The sequence below is a fragment of the Pseudomonas sp. FSL R10-1350 genome (genome assembly GCF_009600525.1).
Lineage (GTDB): Bacteria > Pseudomonadota > Gammaproteobacteria > Pseudomonadales > Pseudomonadaceae > Aquipseudomonas > Aquipseudomonas helleri.
The window spans coordinates 22232-34093 of the sequence record NZ_WIVR01000033.1; the positions used below are offsets into that span (position 1 = coordinate 22232).

Annotated in this window: 9 protein-coding genes and 1 pseudogene; 5 read left to right on the forward strand and 5 right to left on the reverse strand. The window is 59.0% G+C overall.

Annotated elements, in window-relative coordinates:
* Positions 1-84: 84 nt before the first annotated feature.
* From GHO25_RS15460 to GHO25_RS15470, 3 genes are all read left to right on the forward strand, one after another.
* Entirely contained in the window at positions 85-1380 is a 1296-nt protein-coding gene (locus GHO25_RS15460; protein WP_153391164.1) for a carbohydrate porin, read from the forward strand.
* 170 nt (positions 1381-1550) lie between these two features.
* On the forward strand, positions 1551-3017 hold the full coding sequence (locus GHO25_RS15465) for a glycosyltransferase family 39 protein (RefSeq protein ID WP_153391165.1): 1467 nt from the start codon (positions 1551-1553) through the stop codon (positions 3015-3017).
* Between the two features lie 91 nt (positions 3018-3108).
* Positions 3109-3609 (forward strand): hypothetical protein, encoded by a 501-nt coding sequence (locus GHO25_RS15470; protein ID WP_153391166.1) that lies wholly within the window; start codon positions 3109-3111, stop codon positions 3607-3609.
* 99 nt (positions 3610-3708) lie between these two features.
* Here the strand turns inward: GHO25_RS15470 and GHO25_RS15475 are convergent, their stop codons facing one another.
* Positions 3709-4431, reverse strand: coding sequence for a histidine phosphatase family protein (locus GHO25_RS15475; RefSeq protein ID WP_178110104.1), 723 nt, complete (start codon positions 4429-4431; stop codon positions 3709-3711).
* Between the two features lie 503 nt (positions 4432-4934).
* Between GHO25_RS15475 and GHO25_RS26940 the strand changes: the two are divergent.
* Positions 4935-5867, forward strand: a pseudogene (locus GHO25_RS26940) (methyl-accepting chemotaxis protein); the annotation flags it as partial.
* Positions 5859-6722 (forward strand): methyl-accepting chemotaxis protein, encoded by an 864-nt coding sequence (locus GHO25_RS26945; RefSeq protein ID WP_371928891.1) that lies wholly within the window; start codon positions 5859-5861, stop codon positions 6720-6722. The pseudogene GHO25_RS26940 and the gene GHO25_RS26945, both read left to right, overlap by 9 nt.
* A 36-nt stretch (positions 6723-6758) precedes the next feature.
* Here GHO25_RS26945 and GHO25_RS15485 read toward each other — a convergent pair whose 3' ends face one another.
* From GHO25_RS15485 to GHO25_RS15500, 4 genes are all read right to left on the reverse strand, one after another.
* A complete protein-coding gene (locus GHO25_RS15485; protein WP_153391168.1) occupies positions 6759-8204 on the reverse strand; it encodes a SulP family inorganic anion transporter in 1446 nt (481 codons plus the stop codon).
* Between the two features lie 159 nt (positions 8205-8363).
* A complete protein-coding gene (ggt, locus tag GHO25_RS15490) occupies positions 8364-10031 on the reverse strand; it encodes a gamma-glutamyltransferase (RefSeq protein WP_048372986.1) in 1668 nt (555 codons plus the stop codon).
* 153 nt (positions 10032-10184) lie between these two features.
* The gene (locus GHO25_RS15495) at positions 10185-10454 is read right to left on the reverse strand and encodes a hypothetical protein (protein WP_048372987.1); all 270 of its coding nucleotides are present in this window, start codon (positions 10452-10454) and stop codon (positions 10185-10187) included.
* A 357-nt stretch (positions 10455-10811) separates the two neighbouring features.
* On the reverse strand, positions 10812-11723 hold the full coding sequence (locus GHO25_RS15500; protein ID WP_048372989.1) for a LysR family transcriptional regulator: 912 nt from the start codon (positions 11721-11723) through the stop codon (positions 10812-10814).
* Between the last annotated feature and the right edge of the window lie 139 nt (positions 11724-11862).

Consider the following 11862-nt stretch of genomic DNA (forward strand, 5'->3'; position numbering starts at 1 on the left):
AATTTTATGAACTAACTAGTTCATACTGTGCGACATCGTGTCGCCCCCTGCTTTGCGACACCGCTTTTGAAGGAGCACTTTTAGATGTTTTTTTCTTCCCGCGCCTTGCTGACTTCCGGCCTGTGCAGCGGCTTGTCACTCTTGGCCCTCGCCCCCGCTTGTGCGCTTGCAGACACTTCTGACGACCTGATGAATCGCTCAACGCTGACCGGCGATTGGGGCGGCGAACGCCAAAAGCTGATCGACAAAGGCATTAAACTGACCGGCGACTACAACTCCGAAACGTTTTCCAACCTGCACGGCGGGATCAAGCACGGCACACGTTATTCGCAGCAAGTGCGCATCGGCGCCCAGTTCGACCTGAGCAAGTTGCTCGACACCCCGGACGCAGGTCTGGTGCAGATCACCATCAACGACCGTCGCGGCCATAGCGCTTCCGAAGACTTGGTGGGCAACCGCCTGCCGGTGCAAGAAAACTACGGCGGCCAGTACACGCGGCTGTCTGAATTCAGCTATCAGCGCACGCTGTTCAGCCCGGCGCTGACCACCAAGCTCGGCTTTCTGGCGATGGGCAACGACTTTGGCGGGATGCCGCTGCTGACCAGTTTTGTTAACGCCGGTTTCTGCGCCCACCCGTTGACCATGTCTAACGGCAGCGGCTGGAGCAACTACCCGACACCTCATTGGGGCGCTGAATTGCGCTACACCGTGAGCCCGGCGCTGACCTTGCAAACAGCGGTGTTCCAGGTCAACCCGGAGTACAACAGTCGCTCCTCCGAAGCATTCACCATGACCACCCGCGGCACCACCGGCGCCATCCTGCCCTTGGAAGCGATCTACAACCACAACGCCTGGCTGAGCGGCCAATACAAAGCGGGCTGGTACTACGACACCTCCAACACCACGAAAATTGGCAGCACGCAAAAAGCCAACAATCGCACCGGCGCTTACATACTGGTCGACCAGGCGATCTGGCGTGATGAGCAAGACCCCGAAAGCGTCCTGCGCGCCTTTGGCCAGGCCGCCACCAGCAATGCCGCGACCTCGGCCATGCGCCGTTGGTACGCAGTGGGCCTGGTGAAACAAAAGCCGTTTGCCAGCCGCCCACAAGACAGCATCGCCTTCGCTTACGGGCGCGCCGTATTCAACTCACGCTCGCGTGACGTGCAAGAAGCTGCGGCTGCCAACCCGGAGCAGGCCAACATGATTGCCAACCTCGACAGCGGCGAGCAGCTGCTGGAACTCAACTACGGTGCGCAAGTGACGCCGTGGTTGCTGCTGCGTCCGGATGTGCAATACATCATCGAACCGGGGGCGTTCTACGGCAAAAGCCGGGGCAATGCGCTGGTCGCAGGCCTGCAGGTCAAGGCAACGTTCTGAGTGTGATCCTGACCCGGTCATCGCCGGGTCAGGAACAAAATTGACGCCTGCAAACATTGCGGTGCCTTCACGGGGCAAAAAGTCCTGAATCGTCCATTTTTCACATTTTGTTAAACTTTCCCCTCCTATACTCCAGCGCATTATTCACTGAAATATTGCCTGGTAACCCAATGCGTCTGACTCGTCCCGCTCTGCTGTTACTGCTGCTCGGTTGTGTGTTGATGTTTTTTGCCTTGGGTAACCACCATCTGCAAGGTTCCACCGAATCCCGGGTCGCCGGGATTGCCATGCAAATGCACTTGAGTCAGGACTGGGTCACCCCGTCCCTGCTGAATGAACCCTTCCTTGAAAAGCCCCCCCTGAGCCTGTGGCTCGATGCGACGGCGATCCAGCTGTCTGGCGGCCAACTGTTTGCCGTGCGCCTGGCATCCGCCATTGCCGGGCTGTGCAGCATCATGCTGCTGTTCACCATGCTGCGCCGTTTTGGTCGGCCGACAGCCATGGCCTGGACGGCTGCCGCGATGCTGGCCACCATGGGCAGCTTTTGGGCGAATGCGCGCCAGGTCGGTGAAGATTCGCTGCTGACCTTGGGCGTCACCATGGCGCTGCTGGCGTTTTACCAGGCCAGCCGCCAGCCGCGCTTTGCGGCCGGTAGCTGGTTACTGTTTGCCGCCGGGATTGCCATTGCCACCTTGAGCAAAGGCGTGTTCGGCCTGGCCTTGCCGGGGGTAGTGATTTTTACCTATTTGCTGTGTGACAGCCTGATCAACAAACGCTTTGCCGTGAATGACTGGCTGCGTCCGGCCCTCATGACCCTGGTGGGTTTGATCCCGCTGCTGATCTGGCTGTGTGTGCTGTATCAACGCGGCGGGCTGCAAGCGGTCAGCGAAGTGGTATTGACCAACAGCATTGGCCGTTTCAGCGGCTCCTTTGTCGAGGCCGGGCACTACGAACCCTTCTACTATTACCTGCGCAAATTGCCCGAAAGCTTCCTGCCGTGGAACCTGCTGACGTTCCTGGGGCTGTGGCATTTTCGCAAGCAACTGCGCAGCAACCCTTACCTGTTGTTTTTCTGCGTGTGGCTGCTGGCGCAATACCTGATGCTCAACATCGCCTCAAGCAAGCGCGCGGTGTACTTGATGTCGCTGACTCCAGCGGCCGCCGTGATCGCTGCCGAGTACGCCGGGGTTGTGCTGCAATGGCTGCGCAAGAAAAGCCAGGACTCGGCCATCGCCAAGTTTTTGAGCGACTACCATCGCTCGCTGGCCATCGCGCTGCTGGCCGGGGTTGTCACCACCTACCTGATCGCTGCGGCTGTGTGGGCGCCGCGCGCCGATCGCAGCGAATCCTTCCAGCCCGTGGCCGCGCAGGTCATCAGCCTGCAAGCCAGCGGCAAACACATCGCCCTGCTGCAACCGGACGAGCGTCTGGGGGCCGTGGTTTTTTATAGCCAGCAACTGCCGCACACGCTGAACTCAGCCGCCGAGTTGCAGGCGTTTTTGGCTGAGTCGCCCGACAATATCGCGGTTATCGATAAAACCGAGGTGCCGGGTGTGGCGCTGAAGGTGCTGGACACGGTCAGTGTTGGCCGCCATCACTTTTACTTCGTGACGCTGGCGCCCGCTTCAGAAGATTGATCCGCGGCAATAGAACGACACTTGGCGTGGCCGATTACGGCACATTGGCTACGCTCCCTGTGCTGGACGTTACCCAGTCAAGGAGCTAGCCATGACCATCAGCATTACCAGCCAGAGCCTGAGCGACTATGACGCTCAGCTGGCCTACAAGACCGCGACGGCGTACCTGCGCCAATCCGGCCTCGCCCGTTATCTGATTGACCAGCTTGAGCACCAACATTTAAAGCTGAGCATCGAGGTCAGCGCCGACCCGGCACTGGCCGACAAAGACGTCTCGAACAACGGCGCGCTGGTCTGGAACCTGCGCAGCAGTGTGTGGCCAAACCCGCAGGTGACAGAGGTCACCGCCCTGCTCAACCGCAGCCCGGTGCAACAGAAGGCGTACCTCACCAGCCAGTGGGTGCTGATGCACTTGCTCGCGCTCGCGTGTCAGCAGTTGAACGACCAGCTCAACTTTCGCGATGCGGATGCCACGTGGCCGTGGCTTGATGAGAAAGAACTCAGCGCTGACGACATCGAAAAAGCCGTGGCCCAGGAACTCAGGGACGTGCCGCTGCCGGTCGAAGACAATTGGAATCGTGTGTTGGCTTGATCCTCTAGGTCAAAAGATCGCAGCCGTCGTTCCTCGGCAGCTCCTACAAGCGTGTATTCCTGTAGGAGCTGCCGCAGGCTGCGATCTTTTGATCAGGTGTTAAAACCGTGAGGCTTCGAGGCTATGGCCAGCTGGCAGGGTGCCTGACGGCATGATGGCGTTCCAGTCTTTGGTTTCGACATAGCCGAGCATTTGCGGCTGTGCGCTGGCGCCCTCTACGTTGAGAAACAACGAAGCGCCATAGCTGAAGGTGGTCTCTGTGGGCACATGCATCTGGCTCTCAAGCTCGTCCATGCATTCGCTATGGGTGACCAGCACCAGGTTGCGACCCGGGACTTTGTGCTTGAGCACGTCGCTGAGCATTTTGCCTCGGCAGTTGAACACCCAGTCTTGAGCCTCAACCGGGCGAGTAAACATCGCGTCCGCCGTCTGCCGTGAGCGTGTCAGCAAGCTGCTGTAGATATCGGCATGGGCCAGCCCCATTTGACGGAACTCATAGCCCAGCGCCTGGGCAACGGATTCGCCGTGCACGGTGATGCCGTCTTCAGGCCCCAGGCAGAGGGTCGAGGTGCGGTCGCAACGTTCGCCGTGACGAACCAGCGCAATCACATCGCCTTTAGCCCAGCTTTGTTTAAGTGCCAGCACCCGGCTGGCATTGCCGGGCAACGCCAGATTGGGCGCAGGTGCAGGCGCCAGCAATTGAAGGGTAATAAATACGGTCAACCCCGTCGCTACGACCACCACCAGTGCATTTCGATAACGCGCGAACGCTTTGCGCAGTAATGCGCGCTTAGCACCCGCTAAACGAAGACTCAAAATCACGTAGAACGCCCCTATGGCAGTCAGTGAACAACAGTCGCTGCCACCCTATAACGCGAATATGACAATGGATGGGTGAACAATCCCGCTGGTAAGAAAACAGTCTTGCATAGCAAGGCTTTTCCCAAACTGAACATAGTCTAGAAATCCGGGTGTAGGAGGCAGGTGAAGCAAATGTGAAAAAAGTCTTTAAACACACCTTTGATTGCCGTTTTGGAGGACCTTTTTAACCACTGATCATTGCGCATCAAAAAACGTTTCAGCTCTGCTCAACGCCGCCGATACAGCTCAACACACGTATTTTGCTGGGCCAAAAAAACAAAACCCTCCAGCGAGAACAGATCCTGCGCGCACCGTTCCTGGAGATTGAAATGAACAGTTGGCTGAGCAACATCAGCGTCAACATGAAACTGGCCTTGGGCTTCGGCCTGGTTTTGGCCCTCACCTGCCTGATGGCAATCAGCAATTGGTTCAGCCTGGGGACATTGATTGACCGCAGTAACTGGATGACCGATATCACGCAACTCAACAGTGCGCTGACCAACCTGCGGGTTGCACGTTTGCAGTACATGCTGACCAATGGCGATGAAACCGCCGCACAGAACGTGCAGACCAACCTGGAGGCCTTTGAGGCGCAGCAAAAACAACTGCTGGGCACGTTCAAGAGCCCCGAAAACCTCAAGTTGCTGAACGAGCAACACGACCTCATCACCCGCTACCAAAGCGCCCTGGTGGCGATGCGCAAGGCTTACGTTGAGTCTGCGGTGTCGCGTGAGCGCATGGATCGCAGCGCCAAAGCGACGCTGGCCGACATCGCCACGCTGGATGCCCGCACCTTGCAACGCCCGGCGGGCGAAGAAGGCCGTTTTGAGCAGTACCAGGCGGTCACCAAAGTGCGCGAACAGTTCCTGATGGCCCGTGATCTGGGCCGCGCCTACATTGCCTCGCCAACACCTGCGACCGAACAAGCTGCACGCAGCCAACTGGCCGCTGCGACGGCCAGCCTTGCGGGGTTGAACGCTTTTTTCAGCACCAGCGCCGCTGACACCTTGCGTGCGTTAAGTGATGCCATGGCTGAGTACACCCAGGCGTTGCAAGTATTCACTGACACTGACAACAGCATTATCGACCGCCGCAAAGACATGACGGACTACGGCAACGGCATCGTTAGCCGCAGCACCGAGCTGTACAACATTCAGCTGGAACGCCGTGACACCGACAGCGCCAGTGCCAACCGCCTGCAATTGATCAGCACCTTGCTGGTCTTGCTGCTGGGCGTGGTGGCGGCGGTCGTGATCACCCGTCAGATCACCCGCCCGCTGCGTGAAACCCTGGACGTCGTTGAGCGCATTGCCAGCGGTGATCTGAGCCACAACCTGCAGGTTACTCGCCGCGATGACTTGGGCATCCTGCAACAAGGCATTGCGCGCATGGGCACGACCCTGCGTGATTTGATCAGCGGGATTCGCGACGGCGTCACGCAAATCGCCAGCGCAGCTGAAGAGTTGTCTGCGGTCACCGAGCAAACCAGCGCCGGGGTCAACAGCCAGAAGGTCGAAACTGATCAAGTGGCCACCGCCATGCATGAAATGACCGCGACCGTGCAAGAAGTCGCACGCAATGCCGAGCAAGCGTCCCACGCCGCAGCGGCCGCCGACGACGAAGCCCGCGCCGGTGACAACGTGGTCAATCAGGCCATTGACCAGATCGAGCGTCTGGCCGTGGAAGTCGGTCGTTCGACCCAGGCCATGGCTGTGCTGCAAGAAGAAAGCGACAAGATCGGCAGCGTCATGGACGTGATCAAAGCCGTGGCCGACCAGACCAATCTGTTGGCGCTTAACGCGGCGATTGAGGCCGCACGTGCCGGTGATGCCGGGCGCGGGTTTGCGGTGGTGGCCGATGAAGTGCGGGCCTTGGCGCAGCGCACGCAAAACTCCACCGAAGAAATCCAAACCCTGGTCGCGGCACTGCAAAGTGGCACCCAGCAAGTAGCCGTGGTCATGAACAACAGCCGCACCCTGACCGACAGCAGCGTAAACCTGACCCGCCAGGCCGGCACTTCGTTGCAGGGCATTACCCGCACCGTGTCGAACATTCAGTCGATGAACCAGCAAATTGCCGCAGCGGCCGAGCAGCAAAGTGCCGTGGCAGAAGAGATCAGCCGCAGCATCCTCAACGTGCGTGACGTGTCAGAACAAACCGCGGCGGCCAGTGATGAAACCGCCAAGTCCAGCGTTGAACTGGCGCGGCTGGGGACACAACTGCAAGCAATGGTCAGCCACTTTAAGGTGTAACCGACCTTTAGAAACCCTCTCCCACGGGAGAGGGTGTTAAACGTGAAGGACGCGGGCGCGTTTAAGCAGTTTTTTGCAGCGCTCCGACACGTGCACAACGCGCAAATGCTTGCCCGCTTTGCGGTAGCGCTCGCGCAACGTGTCCAGCGCGGCAATCGCCGAGTAATCAACAAAGCTCAACTGGCTGCAATCCAGAGTCACACTGGCGGGGTCTTCGGCCGGGTCAAACAGCTTGAGAAACGCCGTGGTCGAGGCGAAAAACAGGGTGCCGTGAACCCGGTACAGTTTGCTCTCGTCGCTTTGCACCGGCGTCTCGGCATACAGCTGCCGCGACTGTTGCCAGGCAAAGTTGAGCGCCGCGATGATAACCCCGCACATCACCGCAACCGCCAGGTCGGTAAACACGGTGATGACCGTGACCGCAATAATCACCAGCACATCGTTCAACGGGACTTTGTTCAGCACCCGCAAAGAGGCCCAAGCGAAGGTCTGTTGCGACACCACGAACATCACCCCGACCAGCGCTGCCAGCGGAATCCGCTCAATAAACGGCGACAGAAACAGCACGAACAGCAAGATCATCACCCCGGCCGTCACCCCCGACAGCCGCCCTCGCCCGCCCGAGCTGAGGTTGACCACGGTTTGCCCGATCATCGCGCAGCCGCCCATGCCACCGAACGCCCCCGACACCATGTTCGCCGCCCCGAGCGCCACGCACTCGCGATCCGGGTAACCCCGGGACTCGGTGATTTCGTCGGTCAGGTTCAAGGTCAGCAGGGTTTCCAGCAGCCCCACCACCGCCATCACGATCGCGTACGGCGCAATGATGCGCAGGGTGTCGAGGTTCCACGGGATATCTGGCAGGGCAAACGTCGGCAAACTCCCGGCAATGTGCGCCATGTCACCGAGGGTACGGGTCGGCAGACCCAAAAAGTACACCGCCAGCCCCACGCTCAAGATCGCAACCAGCGCAGGCGGCGCGGCGCGGGTCAGGCGCGGTAATAAATAGACAATGGCCATGGTCAGCGCCACCAGGCCGATCATCACGTACAGCGGCATGCCGCTGAGCCAGGTGTCGCCATCTTTGAAGTGATCCAGTTGCGCCATGGCAATGACAATCGCCAGCCCGTTCACGAACCCGAGCATCACCGGGTGCGGCACCATGCGCACCAGCTTGCCGAGTTTGAGCAGCCCGAACGCCAGCATGATCAGCCCGCTCAGCAGCACGGTCGCCAACAGGTACTGCACACCGTGTTGCACCACCAGCGCCACGATCACCACCGCCATCGAGCCCGCAGCCCCGGACACCATGCCCGGTCGACCACCGAACAGCGCGGTAATGGTGCAAATAATGAACGCGCCATACAGGCCCATCAGCGGGTTGAGATGAGCCACCAGGGCAAAGGCAATGCACTCGGGCAGCAAGGCAAATGACGTCGTGAGCCCGGCCAGGACATCAGCGCGCAGACGTGAGAATTTCATGGGTTACCTAAAAGACGGGAGATGCGAAGGGAGAAAACGAGAAATGGATGGTAACAAATTGCGCAGAAAGTGAGAAAACTGTAGGAGCGAGCTTGCCTCGCGATCTTTTAAAAAGATCAAAAGATCGCGAGACAAGCTCGCTCCTACAGAGTTAAGAGGTTACTTCACGACTTGCCCTACGCCACGGCCACGTGGGTCGGAGGCGGTTTCCAGGGCGGTGCCGTTAACACGGATGGCCTGGATGTCGCCCATGTTCCAGCCCTGATCTTCCAGGGTGTAGCCCATAGCTTTGAGCTCATCCGCGACTTTGCCGGTCAGCGGTGCGTAAGCGTCGTAGTAGATGGTGTCTTTAGGCAACAACTGGTGATGCACGCGCTGCGCTGCCACAGCTTTTTCCAGCGGCAGGTCGTAGTCGTAGATGTTGTTCAGCACCTGGAAGATCGAGGTGAATATCCGCGAACCGCCCGGCGTGCCGAGTACCAGTGTGACCTTGCCATCGCGTGTGACCAGGCTTGGGCTCATCGACGACAGCATGCGTTTGCCCGGCTCGATGGCGTTGGCATTGCCGCCCACCACACCAAAGGCGTTGGCCACGCCCGGCTTGGAACTGAAGTCGTCCATTTCATCGTTGAGCAAGAAGCCCGCGCCTTTAACCACAACGCCGCTGCCGTAATCCCAGTTCAGGGTGTAGGTGTTGCTCACGGCGTTGCCGTCTTTATCGACGATGGAGAAGTGCGTGGTCTGATGCGGTTCCAGGCCCGGTTTGACCTTGGCGGTTTCGGAAATCGCTTTCGGATTAACTTCTTTCGCACGCTTGGCGATGTACGCCGGGTCGGTCAGCTCAGCCACCGGCATTTTGCCGAAGTCCGGGTCGCCCAGGTAATCGGCACGGTCAGCAAACACGCGCTTTTCGATTTCCGCCAGCAGGTGAATGTACGGGGCCGAGTTCAGCTCCACACCTTTAAAGTCTGCCGCACGGTCTTCTTTAATACCGATCAGTTGCGCCAAGGCGATGCCGCCCGAACTGGGCAACGGCGCGGTGTACAAGGTGTTGCCACGGAAATCGACACGCATCGGCTCACGCCAGCTGACCTTGTAGTCATTGAGGTCTTCTTTGGTGATCAGGCCTTTGTCTTTTTGCATTTGCGCGACCAGCAGGTCGGCGGTTTCACCGTGGTAGAACTCTTTGGCGCCTTTGTCAGCGATGCGCTCCAGGGTCTTGGCCAGTTCTGGCTGCTTGAAGGTTTCGCCCGGCTTCATGGTGCCGAAGTAATCGCCGAAGTTTGTGGTGCCGTTAAACAGCGCCAGCGCATCTTCGCGGTACTGGAATTGCTGATCGGCCACCTTGAAGCCATTTTTTGCGTAACCCACGGCCGGGGTGATCAACTCGGCCCATGGCAATTTGCCGAAGCGCTGATGCGCCTCCCACAAGCCCATGACCGTGCCCGGCACGCCCGCCGCACGGGAGCCTACCAGGCTGAGGTTTTCGATGACTTCGCCTTTGTCATTGAGGTACATGTCGCGGCTGGCCGCTTTGGGGGCGGTCTCGCGGTAGTCGAGGAAGTAGGGTTTGCCATCAATGAACAAAGTCATGAAACCGCCGCCACCGATGTTGCCGGCTTCGGGGTAAGTCACGGCCAGGGTGAAAGCCGTCGCGACGGCGGCATCGACCGCGTTGCCGCCTTTTTTGAGGATTTGCGCTGCCACTTCAGCGCCGTATTGATCCGGTGCAGCCACTGCGCCGCCTTCCAGAGTGACGGCATACGCCGAGGAGCTGGCGGCAATGGCCGCCGTCAAAGCCAGGGTTTTGAACCACACAATACGCATTCGCTACTTCCTTTTATTGTTATCAACTGTTGCCGAACCTTGTCTGATTTCGTCAAAAATTTCAAACAGCAAAAGGAAAACTGCGCAGCGCTACACAAAAGCCGCAGACGGCGAAGGTGTTCAACCTCTACACCTTGCCGCCTGCACCCGCACCTAAGCGGGTGGTTGGTCCGCCAGCAGTGCATCGACCACGCCACGCGCCAGCTCGACGCTGTGGGTAATACGCCAGAGTTGCTCGGCTTCAAAGCCGCTGAGGTGCGAGCCAATATCGTCGGCGTTGAGTTCAGCGCCTTTAAGCAACAGCGAAACCTGCGTCAGCGCGTCACGCGCACCAATGCCGGAGTTGATACCGAACAGTGAGGTACAGGAGTGAGCAGCGGTATTAAGGGAATTTAGGGGTGGATCGGGGACAATTTTACTCATGCTAGGGCTCCAAACGTGTGGAGCTACCATCCCCCCCGCTGTCAAACGGAACAGGTGGCAGCTATGTGCGGTTTGACAGACCGGGGGAGCTAGCAAAACCCGGCGCACTCGAAAGTGCCCCGCACACAGCCGCCATAACACGATGAACTGTTTATGACGCCGCCCAGCTAGTTCTGTTAGGCCTGTCAAAGCCGGTCACTGATTGTCAGTGACTCAGCGAGACTATCCACGCCTATCGAGCGCCGCAAGGCGGTCGGGATTCTCTCGGAAACTTCACTCAATAGAAAGCGATGCGTCAGGTGCAGACGTTGCTATATGTGTGGGTGTTGGCCTTAAACGTCTGTAGGAGTAAGCCCGTCAGTCTTTGAAATACGGCGCTGCATAGCTCGCCAGCTTGGTCTGGATAAAGTCCAGAAAGCATTGAATGCGCAACGCCAACTGCGAGTTGCGGTAGTACACGGCATGAATGGGCTGGCGATAGCCGCTGTTGAATTCGCCCAACAGCACCTGCAAGCGCCCGGCGCTGATGTCTTCGTGGGTCATGAAGTGCGACAGGCAGGCAATGCCCTGCCCTTGCAGCGCCAAATGGCGAACGGTTTCGCCGCTAGAGGCACTGATGGCCGGCTGGATAGGCCAGCGATCACCTTGGGCAAACCGCAACGGCCATTGGTTGAGGCCGTCGTTTTGGGTAAAGCCGATCAGGGTGTGGTTGGCCAGCTCGGCCACGCTGTTGGGTACACCGTGCCGGGCGATGTACTCGGGGCTGGCCAGAATGTTGAGCGGGCTGCAGCCCAATGAACGGGCGTGCAAGGTCGAGTCCGCCAGCGTGCCGATGCGGATTGCGATATCGGTGCTTTGCTCTAGCAGGTCGATGATCAGGTCGTTGCTGTTGAGTTCCAGCTGGATCTCGGGGTACAGCGCCCGGAACTCGGGGAGGTACGGCACGATGGCGTGCAGCATGAACGGCGCCGCTGCGTTGATGCGCAGACGCCCGGACGGTGTGCGCTGGTGCGAGATGAGGCGTTCTTCAAGCTCGTCCATTTGCTCAAGAATCAACTTGGCCTGCTCGAAGAAGAACTTGCCCTCTTCGGTCAGGTCCATGCGCCGCGTGGTGCGGTTGATCAGCGTAGTTTCGAGCTTGGCCTCCAGCCGTGACAGCGTGCGGCTGACGGCCGAAGGCGTTTGCCCGGCTTGCTCGGCGGCGGCGGAGATCGAGCCGCACTCAATCACCGAGACAAATATTTGCAGCTCATCGGATCTGGCTTTCACACGTGCCCCTCATTGGTAACGACTGATAGTAGCCGCTGACGAGGTACGAGGCTGCGATCGGCTGCAAAGTCGTCGTGAAATAAGGTGGCTCCCTCGCAGCCTCGTGCCTCGACAGCGACTACGAGCAGCTTTCAGGCAG